Source organism: Chitinophaga eiseniae (genome assembly GCF_900167135.1).
GTDB classification, from domain to species: domain Bacteria; phylum Bacteroidota; class Bacteroidia; order Chitinophagales; family Chitinophagaceae; genus Chitinophaga; species Chitinophaga eiseniae.
Genome location: NZ_FUWZ01000001.1, coordinates 1,874,208 through 1,892,407, shown reverse-complemented (window position 1 = coordinate 1,892,407; position 18,200 = coordinate 1,874,208). Strand labels below are relative to the sequence as shown.

Below are 18,200 nucleotides of genomic sequence, written 5' to 3'. Positions count from 1 at the left end.
AACCCTGTATCCCATGAATCATACTGACATTCAACGCAAAGTCGACTGGAAGGACCTCCGGCACCTGACCGTCCCGGAAATGCTGATTGAAAACAACCTGACCATCCCCTGGCTACTGGTTTCCTGGGTACTGGCATGGAAGGGATACTACCTCGCCGCCCTCCCGTTTTCGGCTTTTTTCTTCCTGACAGCATTAAGGCAGGTACACAACGGCTTCCACCAGTCACTCGGCACCCATAAACGCCTTACATGGCTGTCCCTCTTTCTCAACAGCGTCCTCATGATGGCCTCTATGAATGCCGTTAAGTACAACCACATCCGCCACCATAAATACTGTCTGTCCGAAGAAGACTATGAAGGTAAATCTGCCAGTATGAGCTGGTACGGTGCCATCCTGTATGGCCCTGTACATATGTTCCACATTCACCGCGTGACCCTGCAGACGGCCAACAAAAAATATGTGCGTAATACCCTGTTGGAACTCAGCGCCATCACGGTATTTGCGACCACCGTTTTCCTCCTCGACCTCCACTTCCTGATCTACCATATAATTGTCATGCTCACCGGCGAATGCCTGATGGCCTTCTTTGCCGTATGGACCGTGCATCACGACACCACCGAAACCCCGGAACTGGCCCGTACCCAGCGCGGCACCTGGAAAAACAAGCTGACATTCAGCATGTTCTACCACCTGGAGCATCACCTGTTCCCCGCCGTACCAACGATTAAACTGCCTGAACTGGCGAAAAGGATAGATGCGGTGCTGCCGGACCTGGAGAAGAAGCAGACGTTTTGAGGCGAATACCCCGGGCACTTTTCCTGAAGCCAGTCATACCATGGCTTTACCATATTTGCGTCGATTGTTTCGCCTATGATGCGAGCGGCCATAGGATAATTTGATTCCGCAATATCATCCGGATAAATTACCACGCACCTCTCCTGCGCTATCAACGGTTTCGGTTACCACTTTACAAAATATTATCAGCCTCAAATAGTTATCATTGCAGTAAGATCCCTCATTCCCTGCCAGGCCAACGAAGAAGATAAAATACCTGATGTTATCATCCTCAAAATCCATTATTATGAAAAAGTCAGCTTTATTGTTATCTGCCGTTTTCATTATCTCCGTCATTGCAGGCGTCGTGGCTTCCAAAGCCCGTGTCAACCACAGGATATATGTTCCGTATGACAATGAGGACGTATGCGATCACACCCTCACCGGGAAAGAAATTCCCGGCCCCGACCATAACGGCGCCAACGCCACCACTGTTCCCGGTCAGCCCTGCTCAAAGGTGTTTATTACAGACAACCCACAGAACTGAGGTAACGCCACGAAACGTAAAAATGCTTTCCACGAATACAGGAGCTGTCTGCCGGGACATCTCCCCCCTTAATCCTATCGCCACCCATGAGACTATACCCAGCCGTCTTCCTGGTGCTGCTCACCATCAGCACCTACGCGCAGAAACGTCCGCTCAACGACTCCGATTTCAATACCTGGAGCCTGGCCCTCAACCCTGTCATCAGCAACGATGGCCGGTATGCGTCCTACTACATCTACAATCAGCCGCCCGGACAGGCAACGCAAATCATACAGGCTATCGGTCATTCCTGGAAAAAAGCACTGAAAGCTTTCCAACCCATCACTTTTACGGCTGACAGTAAACTGGCAGTCACCAAACTGCCGGACAACAGTCTGCTGGTCATCACCCTTGGCAGCACAAAAGAAGAAATCATTCCGGCGGTAAAAAAATATACGTTATTTCAACAGGCAGATACCGGATGGTTGGCTATCCACAGCGCCAGTGGCCAACTGGAGCTACGCAACCTGAAAACCGGTACCGTACAACAATTCAGCGACATTTCCGACTATCTGCCCAGCGGCAACGGCCAGTTTCTTTTGCTCAAAAGCCAGACAGACTCCGTCACCTATCGCCTCCAAATGGCGGACATCTCCCATCGCAGCACACAGGAAATTTACACCGGGGAAGAACCACTCAATATCGTTGCAGACGATAAGGGAACACAATGCGTCTTCCTTACACGCAGCAATGATAAAGCTACCACCTTCTGGTACTATCACCGCGACCAGACAGGAAAAGCGATCGTAGCGGCCCCCCATATGCAGCTACAAAACGAAATGACCTTCGGCAGCTTCGAAAAGTTCAGCGGCGACGGGAGTTTTATCCACTGCGTGCTCACCGGCGACTATCCGGCGCCACCAGCGCCCAACCCGGCACGTTTACGCCTGCGCACTTTTATGGACACAAAGCTCAACAAAGAAGAAGATCCGCTGCGCTGCCAGGCAATATGGTATCTCCATAACAATACTATCCGGCAGGTACAGGATAAAGAAGAATCGCCCTTTTACCTCGCCGGCTTCTATGCCGGCTCCTATAATCCACGCAGCACCCTGAAGCTGCTGGATAAAACACTGGCCCATAAAGGAGAATGGAACTGGAATGAAAACGCCCTGTCTTCCCGCTCGCTGGTAGACCTCACCAACGGGTCAAAAAAACTGGTTACCCTGCCCGGCGACCGTAACAGCGCATCCTATGCCCTGTCGCCACAAGGCAAATGGATCATCTACTACGATGCCGGCCAACAAAACTATTTCAGCTACAACGTAGCTACCAGCGAACGAAAAAACATCACGGCCGGCATAACCGCCACCTGGACCACCTACGATAATGACGATATCCCCTTCGCACCCTATCTCAACCTCCCGCTGGGCGGATTCAGTGACGATGAAACAAAACTATACCTGTATGACCAACACGATATTTTCCAGATTGACCTCACCGGGAAATCCGCGCCCGTCAACATAACCGAAGGTTATGGTAAATCCCATAATATCGTGTTCCGCTTCGCTTTCCCCCCCAATGAACGTACCGGTAAAAACATCCTGCTAACCGCGTTCAACCGCAGCACCAAAGAAGACGGCTTCTTTGACATCGTAAAAGGAAAGCTGCGCCAGCTGAGCATGCATCCGTTCATTTTCACCGGTCCGGAAGAAAGCAAATACCACCTGCGCACGCCACCCGTGAAAGCGAAAAATGCCGATGTATACCTGGTACAGAAAATGGAGGCTGCCAGCGCTCCCAATATCTATGTTACAAAAGACTTTATTCACTTTGACGCAATCAGCGACATACATCCGGAGCGGCGGGTCAACTGGCTGACCACCGAACTGATAGATTTCAACACCAGGGATGGAAAACCTGCACAGGGTATTTTATATAAACCGGAGAACTTCGATCCCAACAAGAAATACCCTGTCATCTTTTATTATTATGAAAAGATCAGCGAATGCCTGCATCTTTATATCCGGCCGGAACCCAGTATGGGACCGATGAACATCCCCTATTTCGTGAGCAACGGCTTCCTCGTTTTCACACCGGATGTTCACTTTGACATCGGATATCCCGGCCGCAGCTCTCTCCAAACCGTGCTGGGCGCGGCAGACAAGCTCGTGCAACTGCCCTATGTCGATTCCACCCGGATGGGCCTCCAGGGACACAGCTTCGGTGGTTTTCAGACCAACTATATCATCACGCATACCGACCGGTTCGCGGCGGCCTGTTCTGCGGCAGGCTTTACCAATTTCGTCAGTGCCTACGGCTCCATCATCGGCTCGGGGTACTCACGGCAAGGGCAGTACGAACTGTACCGCGATCGTATTGGCGCCTCTCTCTGGGAAAGGCCCGATCTTTACCAGGAGAACTCCCCGGTATTGAATATCGATAGAATAAAAACCCCTTTACTGCTGATGCATAATATGGAAGACAATGATGTGCCGGTGGGACAGGGAATTGAATTTTTCACGGGGATGAGACGGATGGGCAAAGTGGTTTATTTCCTGCAATACGAAGGACAGGGCCACAGCATATTTGATAAGCCCGCACTGGATTATAACAGACGCATGTTCGAGTTTTTCAGCTATTACCTGAAGGGCGCCGCGCTGCCCGCCTGGATGACCGACAAACGCGCGAAAATTTTGCACGCAAAGGGTCTCAAGAACTAATTTATGTTATAAGAGCGCAAAGGAGCGAAGAACAACTTTGATCTCCGCTCCTTTGCGCTCTTAATAAAAAATAAAAAACTTAGCGTCTTTGCGTGAAAGGCATCGCGTGCGTTATTTCCATGCCTTACGCAGGAACCGTAGCCAGTTCCCATGCATGATGTTTTCAATATCTGCAGCTTTATAGCCTCGCCTGGACAGCATATCCGGCAGCTTTTGCAGGTCGGCGATGGTTTCCAGATCATAGGGACATTGCTCTTTTCCAAAAGCGCCGTCCAGGTCTGTGCCAATGCCTACATGCAGGGCGTTGCCGGCTATCTGGCAGATGTGGTCCATGTGATCGATGAGTTTTTCGAGGTTGCATTGCATGCCTTCGGGGGTGGACTGTGTCCGCACCCATCCGGGCACCATCATCCAGGCGTCGAGTGCGCCGCCGATGACTGCTCCTTTCTGAATGAGTATTTTGATCATCTCGTCGCTGAACTGGCGGTTGTGATTCACCAGGGCGCGGCAGTTGTTATGGCTGGCCCATACCGCTCCGTTGAAGATGTCCATAGCGTCCCAGAAAGCGTCGTCGCAGAGGTGCGTGGCGTCGAGTATCATGTTCAGTTGCTCCATTTCCCGTATCAGCTGGCGTCCCTGTTCATTGAGATGACCGGTAGCATCCGTGCCGTTGGCATAACGCCCGGGGCCGTAGTGGGCCGGGCCTACCGCACGAAGGCCGTTCTGATACGCCCTGTGCAGATGATCGATGGTTACCAGCGAGTCAGCACCTTCGAGGCTGAGGATGTACCCGATAGGTTTGCGGTCATTGGGCGTGCCGTCGTTCCACAGGGCGACGTGTTGTTCCAGTGCGGGCAGGTCTTTGATCATGATCATTTCGCCTGCATCTTCCATGGCCTTGTACCACGCCAGCTGTCCCTGTGTCTGTGCCCAGGCCTGCTCCGGAGAGTGCCAGCCGGGCAATGGGTTGTCGGGCGCTACATAGCGACCTATCTGTGTGGCCACTACCAGGCCGACATTACCTTTCCGCAGTTCGGGAAAAGCAACAACGCCTTTTTCCCTGTCTGGTTTATCCTGTAGCCCCGCCTCTCTTTTGCGGATCGCCGTTACCGGCTGCCGCAGGTCCCTGTTCCATTCCAGGGCGTTCATGCTGAGGTCGAGGTGTGCATCAATCGTAAACATAATAAGAGTAGTTATCGTACTATTCGTCCTGAAGGGCCGTTGGCCATCAGGTCGGTCACTTCCCGTTCATTTACCAGCGCCCAGTCGCCATGGATGCTCTGTTTGAGCGTACCGCATGCGACGGCGAAATCAATGGTCCGCTGCGGCGGGTGCTGGTTCATTACGCCAAACAGGATGCCTGCTGTGAAAGCATCGCCGGCGCCGATCTGGTCGGTGACCTGCGGAACAGTAAATCCTTCTGCAAAATAATACCGGTCGTCCTGTGCGAGCGCTCCGAAATACATGAGTTGGTTGCCCTGTACTTTCCGGAAGCTCATGGCCAGCGTTTTCAGCTTCGGCATATGCCGGCGCAACTGGTCATAACACTGTTCGAATCTTTTCTCCGGCGGGAGCTGTTTATCTGTTTCAATATTGTAATACACGTTCACCGCGTCCAGGTCGGCTACCGTCATATCGCTGTGCTGCAGTAACGCAGGCATTACCGCTGAAGGGTGCTGCCCGTATTTCCAGAGCGTGGCGCGGTAGTTAAAATCTGACGAGATGGTAAGGCCTGCCGCCTGTGCCGCTGCCAGCGCTTCTGCGCAAACGGCGGCGCTGCTGGCGGATAGCGCTGCTGCCACGCCGGACCAGTGAAACACGTTGATGCCTGCCAGCGCAGATGCCCAGTCGATCTCTCCGGGCTGCAAAGTGGCAAAGGAGGAGCCGGTACGGTCGTAGATCACACGCCCGGGGCGTATGCCGTTACCGGATTCTGTAAAATACAATCCCAGCCTGTCGCCGCCATACACCACCCTGCCGGTGCCTACGCCATGACCTCTCAGGTGTTGCAGTCCTGTTACGGCCAGGTCGTTGTCCGGCACCCGTGTGATATACTCCGTGGATATGCCCAGGCGGGACAACAGTACGCATACGTTGGCCTCCGCGCCGGCGTAATAAGGAATATATCCGTCTGACTGACCGAAACGTTTGCCGCTGTTGCTGTGAAGCCTCAGCAGAAATTCACCGAAAGCCGCCAGCCTGACTGCTGTTGTTTCCTCCTGCTTTTGCATGATCCAAATTTTAAGGGAAAGATAATATTTTCCCCGGCATCTGCTGCGGCCATCCTAATACAATTCAAACAAAGCTTCTATCTCTACCGGGATATTGTCGGGCAGGGAGCCGAAGCCTACGGCGCTGCGTACACCGATACCATTCTCTTCGCCCCATATGGCGGCAAACAGTTCACTGCAACCGTTGATGATATAAGGATGCCGTTCAAATTCAGGCGTACAGTTCACCATGCCCAGCACTTTGATCACGCGCTTCACCTTTTCCAGTCCCACATGCGTCTGAATGGTGGATAACATGGTCAGGCCCACCTGCCGTGCGGCCAGCTTGCCTTGTTCCATATCGAGCTCGCTGCCGATCCTGCCGATGATCAGCGACTTGTCCTGCTGCACCGGCCCGTGACCAGACAGGTAAAGGTACTTCCCGTCGATCAGGAAAGGTTTGTACACGCCCAGGGGCGTTGGCGCCGGTGGTAATTCCAGGCCTAATGCTTTTAATTTTTCTGCTGCTTTGCTTTCCATATATTCTGGTTTAATAAATGCTTAATGAGTGATCAGCGCGTTGAGCGCCAATACCCCCAACAGGCCCATGATGCCTACAATAGTTTCCATCACGGACCATGACAGGAAGGTATCTTTTATGCTGATGTTAAAGTATTCCTTAAACATCCAGAAGCCGGCATCATTCACATGGGAGAACATCAGGCTGCCCGCTCCTACTGACAATACCATAAGATTGGGGTCTACCTGCCCGGTAGCGATAAACGGCGCCATCATACCGGCAGCCGTAAGGCCTGCCACGGTAGCAGAACCAATACTGGCACGGATCACGGCGGCCATCAGCCAGCCCAGCACCAACACCGGGATATGCCAGGAGCTCATCGCCATGGCTATCCGCGCACTTACACCGCTATTGGCCAGCACTTCCTTTAAAGCGCCCGATCCAGCAATGATCAGCATCACCATAGCGATGTCTTTGACCGATTCTGCGTATATGTTCATGATATCTTTCAGTGACTTCCGCTGCGCGATGCCCAGCGAAAAAGTGGCGATCAGCAGGCAGCATAGCATCACCACCGAAGCGTCGCCGGCAAAAGAGAGAAAACCGTATAGTTGCGAATTCGCCGGGGCGGCATGTAATAACCCGGTGGTAATAACGAGCAACAATACGGGCAATAAGGCGGTGAAGAAACTGTTGAACGCGCCGGGCAACTGCTGCGCCTGATTTTCCTGCGCCTGAAAAAGCGGGGATGGCGACGCAGGTATCTTTTTCAGATAACGGGCAAACAACGGCCCCGCCACTATAATGGCAGGAACAGCCACTATCAGTCCGTATACCAGTGTCAGACCCATATTGGCATGAAACTGCGTCACCAGCGCCACCGGCGAAGGATGCGGCGGTAAAAAGCCATGGGTGACAGACAAAGCCGCCAGCGTGGGTAACCCGATATATACCGCCGGCAGCTTGTATTGGTAGACCACAGAAAATATCAAAGGAACGAGTAACACAAAGCCTACCCCGTAATACAGGGGAATGCCGATGACAAATCCGGCCACCAGCAGTGCCCATTGGATATAACGGGTACCGAACAAACGAATCAGCGTTTGCGCGATCTGCCGCGCCGCGCCACTCTCCGCCACCAGCTTGCCCAGCATGGCGCCCAGGATGATGATGATCAACAGCCCGCCCATCGTATCACCGATGCCTTTTTGCATGGCGCCGGTAATGGACTGCAAGGGCATACCCAGCCACCAGCCTGCCAACGCGGATACGATCAGAAAAGCCACAAACACGTTGCATTTGGCGAGTGTTACCAACACCATCAGCAACAGTATGCATACAATAACAATCAAAAATGCCATGCCGTATAAAATGTAATGCTAACGTGGAATCAATACGCACAGCATCAGTTAACAATAATTTCGTCTGCCAGCATCATCGCCCTGCCACCCGCTCCATACTCTCCCGCCGGGATCACCCCCTTGTTGACCGCCGTCACTTTAATATATCTTGCGGGTACGGGCTTTACGGTCAACCGTACCTGGTTAATACCATTCACCGGGAAACTATCAGCGGCGGCTACACGCTCAAAAATTTTACCATCGGCCGACACTTCAAACACCAGTGAGGTGGGCGCCCACATCTTCTGCCAGTGATAGTTAAGCACATTAATGCCCAGCTGTTTGATTTCCTGCACGCTGCCGAGGTCCACATACGCATGCATGTCACGTGCGGAGAAGCCCAGCCACTGCCCCTCGTTGAAACGGTGCGTACCGGCCACGCCGTTGACCAAAAACGCCGCATCATGGTTGTATTTGGTATTCGGCGGGTCCTGCAGCGTTACCTGTGCGCCTGTAGATTTATTCACCTCAAACGGCTGACGAAACAACCGGCCCGTAGGTTTACCCTGCACAAACAGTTGCGCCTGTAATACAGTGCTATGACTGATCCGGATACGGCCTTTATATACCGGGCTACCGGCCACGGGCGCACGCCCATCGGTAGTATAACGGACCACCGCACCCGGCTGACGGGCATGCAGCGCCACATACAGGCTGCCGCGGCCAACACTGTCCAACCGGTAATTGATTTCCTTCCAGGTGGTATAACGGTCACCCGTCAACGCAGTCAGGCGTTGTGTGAAATAGTTATAATCCCTCACTGTTGCCGGCGACCAGGCCCTTTCGGCCGTCGCCTGCAAGCGGGGATAAATCATATAGTTGGCCTTTGTTTCTGTAGACAGGTATTCGCTCCAGATTCCCCCCTGGATGCCGGCGATGTAAGGCAGCAGCGCCGTATCGCCGGCAGCCACCAGCGGCTCGTAGCCATACACCGTTTCCAGTGGCGTATATCCGGCCGCTGCGGTTTGTTCTTCGGGGTATAAGGACTGGTAGTGGTCGAAATACAGCTCTTCTTCCGGCGTCATGATCACCTGCTGCTTTTGTTTGGCCGCCAACACAGCGCCTTCCACGCCGCGCCAGCTCATCACGGTAGCGCCGGGCGCCAGCCCTCCTTCCAGTATCTCGTCCCAGCCGATAATTTTGCGGCCTTTGCTGTTGACATAATCACTGATACGGCGGATAAAATAACTCTGCAACGCATTTTCATCTTCCAGGTGCGCTGCCTTCATCCGCTGCTGACAGGCCGGGCATTGCTTCCATCGCACCTTGGGGCATTCGTCGCCACCAATATGGATATACGAAGAAGGGAACAGCGCAATCACTTCATCCAGCACGTCCTGCAGGAAAAAGAAGGTACTGTCTTTTCCCGCGCAGAACACATCATCGAAAATACCCCAGAACTGTGCGGTTTTGTAAGGGCCACCGGTACATCCCAATGACGGGAAAGCTTCCAGAGCGGCCAATGCGTGACCGGGCATTTCTATCTCGGGGATCACGTTGATATGCCGGGCGGCGGCATAGGCCACCACTTCTTTGACCTGTTCCTGCGTGTAATAGCCACCGTATTTTTTTCCGTCGAAACGGTGCGGCAGTTCTTTTTTATGCCCGATCATGGTCTGGTCGCGCCAGGCGGCCACTTCCTGTAGCCGGGGATATTTTTTGATCTCTATACGCCATCCCTGGTCATCGGTGAGGTGCCAGTGGAAATTATTGAACTTGTACAATGCCAGCTGATCGATGAACTGTTTGAGATAGTCCACCGAAAAAAAATGACGGCCTACATCGAGGTGCATGCCACGGTATCTGAAGCGGGGGTAGTCGGTGATCATCGCTCCCGGCAGTATCAGTCCGCCGCCGGCGGCAGGCTTCCACAGCTGCCGTAAGGTGGCTATCCCATGACCGATACCGGCGGCGTCATGCGCCGTCAGTTTTACCTGCTGCGGCGTTATCTGCAACAGGTAGCCTTCCGGCTGTTTCACCGCCACGGAATCGACGGACAGGGTAACGGCAGCGGATGTACGAGCGTTTACCGCACGGTCACTAACGCTCCCCATATACGACTTCAGCAGCGCGGCGTCTTTTTCCAGGCCGGGCATAGCCTTTATTTCCGCGTGAGCGGTAATAAAAGCGCTGTCGGCGGTCCAGGAGGCTGCCACAGGCAAAGGAATCAGGGCTGCCGGAGCGGCAACCCTTTTCCTTTGAGCGAGGAGGCATGTATGAACTGTTATGAGTACAGAAAACAGGAATACTCTTTTCATAATTATTTATCCCACCAAATTCTGGTTGTTAATACATCAGCACCTTGTCTTTTTACGGCATCGTTATAGTTGGCGCCGTTGATACCCTGCTCTGTCTGGGAGTAAGGCAGTCTGCGCGGGATGGTGCCGCCTGTTACGTTACCGGTATATTTCACCGGTACCAGTACCGGGTAACCGGTGCGGCGCCAGTTGGCGTATGCTTCCTGTTCGTCGAGCAGCAGCGCTACCCAGAACTGGGTGTGTATCTGCTCCATCTGCGCGTCGAAAGAACCACCGGTATTAAGGGTGTTGTCGGCCACGTACTGGCTGATGCGTTCCGGCGCGATGGTGCCGGCAGCCCCGAACAGGCTCCAGTTGCGCAGCGCGGCAGTAACGCCGTTGGCATACAGTTGCGCCTTGTCGCCGGAGCTCCAGCCGCGCAACGCTACTTCACTGAGCAGCAGGTTCATCTCTGCGTTGGTCATCACCAGCAGTGGGGAAGCATAGTTCAGGATGGTAGCCGGGTTAGGCTCAGAGTAGGAAGCCGGGTTGGCCGGTTTCACGTCGGTGCCGTTGGCCATGCCTTTCTGTAAAGCGGCGGTCGTATCCGGATTGCCGTTGGTCCAGACAACGGACACCACGCCCAGCCGCGGGTCATTATGGCTTTTCAGGAAGTCGATGAACGTTTTGCTGAATTTGCCCCATTCCTGGTTGCTGGCGCCTTTGGAAGAAGGCACATAGTCCTGGTTTACCAGTTCAAAAGCAATGGGATTGTTGTTATACGTCTGCGGACCGTTGGAATATCTCACGACCGCGTTGTCTGCTCCTTCCGTGATCACACCGCCGGCTACTGCTTTCAGTGCCCAGTCTTTCGCTACCACTTTGGTGCTGGTAGCGCGGGTAGTGCGCATGGCCAGGCGCAGCATGAGGGAGTAACCGAATTTTTTCCACTGGGCGATGTTGCCTTTGTAGATCAGGTCGGCATTACCGAAAGTGGGTTTGGCAGCGTCAAAAGATTTGATGGCTTCTTCCACATCTTTCAGCAGGCCGGCGTAGATGTCTTCCTGCGGATCGTATTTAGGCTGAAACAGGTCGTACTTGCCGCGGGTAGCTTCGCTGTAGGGCACATCACCATACAGGTCGGTGATACGCTGCATCAGCAGTGCTTTCCAGAGGCGCGCCACTGCGAGTTTGTTCACATTTTCCGGACCTTGTGCCGCTTCGATGATCTCCGCCAGCGTAGTCATGGTGTTCGTGTATACGTTCCGGTAGTAGAAGCTCTGGTAAAAATCGTTCACCGCATATTTATCACCGGCGCCGGAACCGGCCATCTCTTTAGCGATGGCATAGTGCTGGATGTAAGTACCGCAATGCAGGTAAGAGGTGAAGAAATAGGCGCGGTCCAGCGGGAGGCTGCCTTTCAGCAGGCTTTGTGTGAACAGCAAATCGATGTTTGGTTTTTCGGAAGCGTTCGGGTTTACGTTGAGCGCTTCAAAGTCTTTGTCACAGGAGGCAAAACCCAGCACCATCCCTAAGAGCAAAATGAATTTATATCTGGCAATACGTTGCATGAGCTGATCAATTTTAAGAATGAACTAAAGTTTTACCTGGAGGTTTACGCCATAGCTCCGTGTACGGGGCACACCGAACATTTCAAAACCTTGTGCATTGGAGTTGCTGAAGGTGGATTCCGGATCGATGTTAGGCGCATTCTTATACAGGATCAACAGGTTCCTTGCTACGAAGGACACGGTAGCGCCCTGCAGTTTGGCGAAGGCAAACACTTTTGCCGGGATATTGTAGCTGAGTACCACCTGGCGCAGTTTGATAAAGCTGGCGTCGTATACAAATTTCTCAGAGAGGTTTTTGTAGTTGTCGTAGTATGCCTGCAGACCGGTTTCGTAGGTGAAGGTTTTGGTAAATGGTTTACCGTCCTGGTCTACGCCGTTCACGGTCAGGCCGCCATCTCTGCCGGGCAGGGTGATCTTGTTCAGGCCGAAGCGGGTAGCGTACAGATTGGTAGCGGAATATACGTGGCCGCCGAATTTACCGTCGATCAGGAAGCTCAGGTTAAAGCGTTTGTAAGTAAAGTTGTTGGTGATACCGGCGGAGAAAGGTGATACGCCGGTGCCGAGGTCGGTGAGGCCGGTACGCATTTCATAGCCGGTAGCTTTGTCATATACGGTATTGCCGGCAGCATCTTTCAGTACTTTAAAGCCTTTGATGGTGCTGTAGGATTTTCCGATGTCCGCAAAAATATAGGCGTAGCTGTTAACGCTCACGTCCAGCTGCAGGCTGCTGATGCCTTCGGTGAGTTTCATCACTTCATTTTTATTGTAGGCCATGTTGTAGCTGATGTCCCAGGAGAAGTTCTTCTGTTTGATGGGCACGCCTGTCAGCAATACTTCCACGCCTTTGTTGCTCATTTCGCCTACGTTGAGGATGGCGAAGTTATAACCTGATGCCGGGGAGATGGCCGCCTGCATGATGTCGTTGGTGGTTTTGCGGCTGTACACCGTGATGTCTGCGGAGAGGCGGTTGTTGAGCATGCGCGCTTCGATACCTGCTTCAAAGGTGGTAGACACCAGTGGTTTCAGGTTCGGGTTGGGCGCCTGCAGCAGGCCGGAGCCGCTGCCCTGGGAGGTCGTCTGCGTAGGTGTCTGCAGCGGTTGACCGAGGTGGCCGCCGCCGGACAGTACTGAGTACGTCTGTCTCAGGATATAAGGCTGCGGGGTAGCGCCGCCCACCTGTGCCCAGGAGGTACGTACTTTGGCGTAGTTGATCCAGGAAGGCATTTTCACTGCTTCAGACAGCAGGAAGCTGGCGCCCACGGAAGGATAAAAGATATTGTTGTTCTGTGGCGACAGCGTGGAGAACCAGTCGTTACGGCCGGTGGCGGTCAGGAACAGCAGATCTTTGAAAGACAGGTCTACGGAGCCGAACACGGAGTTGGTTGCCTGGCGTTGGTTCACGTTGGTAGTGTTCAGGCTTACGACGTTGGACGGGTCGTAGAAACCGGGTGCGAAGAAATCGGTACCGTTCAGGTTAGTCCCGTCAGAGAGGGATTTGCGCCTGTTACCGCCCAGCATGGCGGTGATGCCGAGATCGCGGCTTAGTTTACCCTGGTAGTTGATGGTCAGTTCGCCGTTGGTTTCAGTGGCGATGGTATTGTACTGCTGGTAGAGGCCTTTCGGAGCGAAGAGCGTACCGGTAGGTACAATACCGGTGTAGTTGATGTTCAGATAATCATGGCTTACACGACCGCGCACGAAGAGGTTGTCCAGCAGGTTGTATTTGATGCTGGCGTTACCGATAAAACGTTTACGGTCATCGTTGTTACGAAAGCGGTTAGCTACAAAGTAGGGGTTGGAGGCGAAGCCGGAAGGGTTCCATTCCACTTCCTTATCGCTGGCGTCGTACCCTGGGTCGAGGTGACGGATATCGACGGTGTTGGCGATCATATAGGTGCCCCAGTTAACGTTGCCTGGCGCGTCGGAAACGCTGCTTCTGTTTTTGGCTTTTTCCACGTTGTATTGTGCGTAAGCTTCGATCGTCAGGCGTTTGCCGAGGTTAGAGAATATGCTGACAGAGCCGATTTTTTTATTGAGTGTCTGGCTGGGCACCAGGCTGCGGTTATTCATATCGGACAGGGATACACGGTATTTTGTGTTATCGTTGCCGCCGGAGAACGCCAGCGTGTTGGTGAAGGTATTGCCGGTGTTATAGAAGTTTTTGATGTTGTTTTTCTGTGCGGCGTACGGGCGTTCCACCCCGTCGAACTGGATCACGTTGCTGCCGTCGATTTTCGGTCCCCAGGAGAGGCGTCCGGCGGCGATAGCTTCCGCTTTGGTGGTAGGTTTTTTACCTTTTTCACCGGCGCCGTATTCATATTGCCAGTCCGGGATGATGGACGGTGTTTCCATGGTGAAGGTGGTGTTGTAGTCTACGCCGATGCCTTTCTGTGCCACGCCTTTTTTGGTGGTGATGAGGATCACGCCGTTGGAAGCGCGGGCGCCGTAGAGGGCAGCAGCGGGGCCGCCTTTGAGTACGGTGATGGATTCGATATCGTCGGGGTTGATGCCTGCGATACCGTCGCCGCGGTCATAGTTAAGGCCGTTGGAAGCGCCGCTGGTGAGGGTGCTTTGCGTGGTGTTGTCGATGGGCATACCGTTTACCACGTACAGCGGCTGGTTGTCGCCGTTGAGGGAGCCGTTGCCGCGGATGATGACACGGCTGGAGCCACCGGGGCCGCTGGCGAGGCTGGAGGCGTTCACGCCGGCGATTTTACCGGTGAGTGCGTCTGCCACGTTGATTTCGCGGGCCTGTGTGAAGTCGCTGCCTTTTACTTCGGTGACGGCATAGGCGAGTGCTTTTTTCTCTTTTTTGATACCCAGGGCCGTTACCACCAGTTCACCCAGCGCTTTGGTATTGGTTGTGAGCCGGATGCTGATGTTGGACTGACCTTTGGACACTTTTACCTCCTGGCGGTCGAAGCCGATGAAGGTCACTGCGAGGGTGATGTCGCCGGTTACGGTGGAAGGTATTTTAATAGAGAACTGACCGTTTTCGTTGGTCAGGGCGCCGATGCCTTTGGCGCCGACGAGCGACACCGAGGCGCCGATGATTTTTTGTCCGTCGGCCGCGCTGGTCACGGTCCCGGATACCAGATCAGACTGGGCATAACTACAGACAGAAAATAACAGGCCCAGGAGTGGCAGGAATATCTTCGGAAAATTGGCCACGGTTATGATATGTTTCATCATGTGGTTTGGTTGATAGTTAGTTCTTCGAATAATGCGGAAATTACAGGGATAAAAATAGGCATTCTTGCGAAAACTGCAAATTATTCGTCATTATTTTGCAGTCAACATGCAAAAAATAAGCGTAACAAAAAGCTAATATCAATATAAACTATTAATAATCAACAATTATACTAAATACAAAAAGTGCAGAAAAATTATTTACTTTCCAAAAGTGCAAAATTCTATTGGTTCTGTTATTTTTGTTGCAGACCCATGTTATGGCCATGCGAAAAAGGAGCGGTGCGTTTTTTGCATATGCCCGTTTTTTTGTCTATCATCACCCTTTGAATTTATCAGATGCTATGGATAGTATGAACACACAGGACCAGATACCCCCGGTTTCCCTCACCAAAAAGTCCAGGAAACAGCTTATCATTCAGCAGGTAAACATCCATACCCGGATTACCTACAGTGAACTGGTGAGCCTGATCAATGTTTCGGAAGACACCATCCGCCGGGACGTGAACGAGCTGGCGGACGACGGGGAAGTAGTGAAGATAAAGGGGGGCGCCATGTCCATTGCCTATCATTATGGCCATGAGTCGGAGACCTATGCGCAGAACAACAAACTGGTCATTGCCGAAAAAGCACTGCAACTGCTGCGGGACGACATGATCGTGCTCATCGGCGGCGGCACTACCATCCGCGAATTCATTAAGAAAATACCACCCTCCCTAAGGGCTACCTTTATTACAGTCAACGTACTCTCTGCCGTGGAACTGTTGGACAAACCCATGATCAAAACCATCGTGATCGGCGGACAGATCTCCGCCTACAGCCAGATGACCGTCAGCGGCGAAGTATTCGAGTACCTGTCCAATATTAAAGCCGACCTCTGTATCATTGGTACCAACGCTATCGACCCGGTCAACGGCCTTACCGATGCCGACTGGGAAACCATCCAGGTGAAAAAAGCCATGATCAAGGCCGCCGACAAAGTGGCCATCCTCGCTATTTCAGAAAAGCTCAACAGCTCCATGAAAATGAAGATCGCCGATCTTCAGGATATTCATTACCTCATTACCGAACTGCCAGCCGGCAGCGAAGCCCTGCAGGGGTATAAAGCCAAGAACCTGGAAATTTTATAGGTCACGCCGAACAGCCGTACCGCCGTTGCACCGGATAGGCAACTGACATTTTATAGAATATTTCCCGGGGCGGGCATGCCACTGCCCGCCCGGAGAAAGGCATTGATCCCAAATGCAGTCTCCCGGCCCCGCCAACGTACATCCGCCAATGGAACCCTTCACAGCCCTTTCGTTTAGGGTAGTCCGTTACTTTATGATGTCGATATTGCTATTTGTCCCTTTCTCTTTCCCGCCCCCTACCCACTGCTTTCAGGACCCCACACCATATTCATGACACTTAAATGACAATCACTATTGACTTTTTGATCTTACCTGGCTGCTTTTGTCATGCACAGTAATTTTACTATAACACTAATAATCAACACTTTAAAACAAACAGACATATTTTGAAAGCCAAACAATAATCATCTTTTTACACTTCTTTTTAGAAAAAATATGACAATCATAAAAATATCTGGAGATTTTTTAAGAATTTAGCGCCTACCTTTAAAATTATGAAAATGAGCAAAATACCCGCTACCTTATTTGACAAAGTATGGGATTCGCATGCGGTCAGGAAAATCGAAGACGGTCCTGATGTGTTGTTTATTGACCGTCACTTCATTCATGAAGTAACCAGCCCGGTAGCCTTTCTGGGCCTGGAAAACAGGGGACTGAGCGTGATGTTCCCCGAAAAAACATTTGCAACAGCCGATCACAATACCCCCACTATTAACCAGCATCTGCCGGTACAGGACCCGCTTTCCGCCAACCAGCTGAAGGCGCTGGAATCCAATACGGCTAAATACGGCATCTCCCACTGGGGGCTGGGCAATCCCCGCAACGGTATCGTACACGTGGTAGGACCGGAAAACGGTATCACCCTGCCGGGCATGACGATCGTATGTGGCGACTCCCACACCTCCACCCACGGAGCCTTTGGCGCTATCGCCTTCGGTATCGGCACTTCCGAAGTGGAAATGGTACTCTCCTCCCAGTGCATCATGCAGCAGAAGCCGAAGAAAATGCGTATAACCGTTACCGGTACCACCGGTAAGGGCATTACCCCTAAAGACGTTACCCTCTATATCATCTCTCAACTGACAGCCGCCGGCGCCACCGGTTATTTTGTGGAATATGCCGGTGAAGTATTTGAGCAGATGAGCATGGAAGGCCGTATGACCGTCTGCAACATGAGCATTGAAATGGGCGCCCGTGGCGGTATCATCGCGCCGGATGAAACCACCTTCGCTTATATCAAAGGCCGCGAGAAAGCCCCGCAGGGAGCTGCCTGGGATAACGCGCTCGCCTATTGGAAAACATTAAAAACAGAAGAAGGCGCCACCTTCGATAAAGAATATACTTTCAACGCCGCCGACATCGAACCGATGATCACCTACGGCACTAACCCCGGTATGGGCATGGGCATCACCCAGCGTATCCCCGTGGCACAGGAAGCCGGTGGCAGCGCCGCCAGCTACGAGAAATCCCTGCAATACATGGGCTTCCAGGAAGAAGAGCCGATGCTGGGCAAAAAAGTAGACTACGTATTCATCGGCAGCTGCACCAACGGCCGCATAGAAGACTTCCGCGCTTTCGCCTCCGTCGTAAAAGGACGTAAAAAAGCAGAAGGCGTAACCGCCTGGATCGTACCGGGATCACACATCGTAGAGCAACAGATCCGTGAGGAAGGCATCCTGGATATCCTCACCGCCGCCGGCTTCGAGCTGCGCCAGCCCGGATGCTCCGCCTGCCTCGCCATGAACGACGACAAGGTCCCGGCCGGCAAATACGCTGTCAGCACCAGCAACCGCAACTTCGAAGGCCGCCAGGGCCCCGGCTCCCGCACCATGCTCGCCAGCCCGCTGGTAGCCGCTGCTGCTGCCGTTACCGGCGTAGTCACCGACCCGCGCGAACTGATCTGACACCCCTCTACCATC

Annotated in this window: 12 protein-coding genes; 5 read left to right on the top strand and 7 right to left on the bottom strand. The window is 52.9% G+C overall.

Annotated elements, in window-relative coordinates:
- Positions 1-13: 13 nt before the first annotated feature.
- The 3 genes from B5D63_RS07895 (at position 14) to B5D63_RS07885 (ending at position 4,024) form a co-directional block, all read left to right on the top strand.
- Positions 14-796, top strand: a complete 783-nt coding sequence (locus tag B5D63_RS07895; RefSeq protein ID WP_078668578.1) for a fatty acid desaturase family protein — start codon at positions 14-16, stop codon at positions 794-796.
- Between the two features lie 286 nt (positions 797-1,082).
- Complete coding sequence (locus B5D63_RS07890; protein ID WP_078668167.1) at positions 1,083-1,322, top strand: hypothetical protein; 240 nt, start codon at positions 1,083-1,085, stop codon at positions 1,320-1,322.
- A 620-nt stretch (positions 1,323-1,942) separates the two neighbouring features.
- The gene (locus B5D63_RS07885) at positions 1,943-4,024 is read left to right on the top strand and encodes a S9 family peptidase (protein ID WP_394333846.1); all 2,082 of its coding nucleotides are present in this window, start codon (positions 1,943-1,945) and stop codon (positions 4,022-4,024) included.
- 111 nt (positions 4,025-4,135) lie between these two features.
- Here B5D63_RS07885 and B5D63_RS07880 read toward each other — a convergent pair whose 3' ends face one another.
- Genes B5D63_RS07880 through B5D63_RS07850 form a run of 7 tightly spaced genes read right to left on the bottom strand, consistent with a single transcriptional unit; the run spans position 4,136 to position 15,154 of the window.
- Entirely contained in the window at positions 4,136-5,206 is a 1,071-nt protein-coding gene (locus tag B5D63_RS07880) for a dipeptidase (protein WP_078668165.1), read from the bottom strand.
- An 11-nt stretch (positions 5,207-5,217) separates the two neighbouring features.
- Positions 5,218-6,255, bottom strand: coding sequence for a sugar kinase (locus tag B5D63_RS07875; protein ID WP_078668164.1), 1,038 nt, complete (start codon positions 6,253-6,255; stop codon positions 5,218-5,220).
- A 54-nt stretch (positions 6,256-6,309) separates the two neighbouring features.
- On the bottom strand, positions 6,310-6,774 hold the full coding sequence (locus B5D63_RS07870) for a RidA family protein (protein WP_078668163.1): 465 nt from the start codon (positions 6,772-6,774) through the stop codon (positions 6,310-6,312).
- 21 nt (positions 6,775-6,795) lie between these two features.
- Complete coding sequence (locus B5D63_RS07865) at positions 6,796-8,115, bottom strand: gluconate:H+ symporter (protein WP_078668162.1); 1,320 nt, start codon at positions 8,113-8,115, stop codon at positions 6,796-6,798.
- Positions 8,116-8,159: 44 nt separating this feature from the next.
- Entirely contained in the window at positions 8,160-10,412 is a 2,253-nt protein-coding gene (locus B5D63_RS07860) for a glycoside hydrolase family 20 protein (RefSeq protein WP_078668161.1), read from the bottom strand.
- 2 nt (positions 10,413-10,414) lie between these two features.
- On the bottom strand, positions 10,415-11,962 hold the full coding sequence (locus B5D63_RS07855) for a SusD/RagB family nutrient-binding outer membrane lipoprotein (protein WP_078668160.1): 1,548 nt from the start codon (positions 11,960-11,962) through the stop codon (positions 10,415-10,417).
- Positions 11,963-11,986: 24 nt separating this feature from the next.
- A complete protein-coding gene (locus B5D63_RS07850) occupies positions 11,987-15,154 on the bottom strand; it encodes a SusC/RagA family TonB-linked outer membrane protein (protein WP_078668159.1) in 3,168 nt (1,055 codons plus the stop codon).
- 341 nt (positions 15,155-15,495) lie between these two features.
- Here B5D63_RS07850 and B5D63_RS07845 point away from each other — a divergent pair, with 341 nt between their 5' ends.
- Positions 15,496-16,281 (top strand): DeoR/GlpR family DNA-binding transcription regulator, encoded by a 786-nt coding sequence (locus tag B5D63_RS07845; protein ID WP_235021480.1) that lies wholly within the window; start codon positions 15,496-15,498, stop codon positions 16,279-16,281.
- A gap of 500 nt (positions 16,282-16,781) precedes the next feature.
- Positions 16,782-18,185 (top strand): 3-isopropylmalate dehydratase large subunit, encoded by a 1,404-nt coding sequence (leuC, locus tag B5D63_RS07840; RefSeq protein ID WP_078668158.1) that lies wholly within the window; start codon positions 16,782-16,784, stop codon positions 18,183-18,185.
- Positions 18,186-18,200: the final 15 nt, after the last annotated feature.

Bases quoted from the DNA above. Each gene is read 5' to 3' on its own strand.
- leuC (WP_078668158.1), top strand. From the start codon at position 16,782: ATGAGCAAAATACCCGCTACCTTATTTGACAAAGTATGGGATTCGCAT.
- B5D63_RS07880 (WP_078668165.1), bottom strand. From the start codon at position 5,206: ATGTTTACGATTGATGCACACCTCGACCTCAGCATGAACGCCCTGGAA.
- B5D63_RS07890 (WP_078668167.1), top strand. From the start codon at position 1,083: ATGAAAAAGTCAGCTTTATTGTTATCTGCCGTTTTCATTATCTCCGTC.
- B5D63_RS07865 (WP_078668162.1), bottom strand. From the start codon at position 8,115: ATGGCATTTTTGATTGTTATTGTATGCATACTGTTGCTGATGGTGTTG.
- B5D63_RS07870 (WP_078668163.1), bottom strand. From the start codon at position 6,774: ATGGAAAGCAAAGCAGCAGAAAAATTAAAAGCATTAGGCCTGGAATTA.
- B5D63_RS07895 (WP_078668578.1), top strand. From the start codon at position 14: ATGAATCATACTGACATTCAACGCAAAGTCGACTGGAAGGACCTCCGG.
- B5D63_RS07875 (WP_078668164.1), bottom strand. From the start codon at position 6,255: ATGCAAAAGCAGGAGGAAACAACAGCAGTCAGGCTGGCGGCTTTCGGT.
- B5D63_RS07845 (WP_235021480.1), top strand. From the start codon at position 15,496: ATGGATAGTATGAACACACAGGACCAGATACCCCCGGTTTCCCTCACC.
- B5D63_RS07885 (WP_394333846.1), top strand. From the start codon at position 1,943: ATGGCGGACATCTCCCATCGCAGCACACAGGAAATTTACACCGGGGAA.
- B5D63_RS07850 (WP_078668159.1), bottom strand. From the start codon at position 15,154: ATGATGAAACATATCATAACCGTGGCCAATTTTCCGAAGATATTCCTG.
- B5D63_RS07860 (WP_078668161.1), bottom strand. From the start codon at position 10,412: ATGAAAAGAGTATTCCTGTTTTCTGTACTCATAACAGTTCATACATGC.
- B5D63_RS07855 (WP_078668160.1), bottom strand. From the start codon at position 11,962: ATGCAACGTATTGCCAGATATAAATTCATTTTGCTCTTAGGGATGGTG.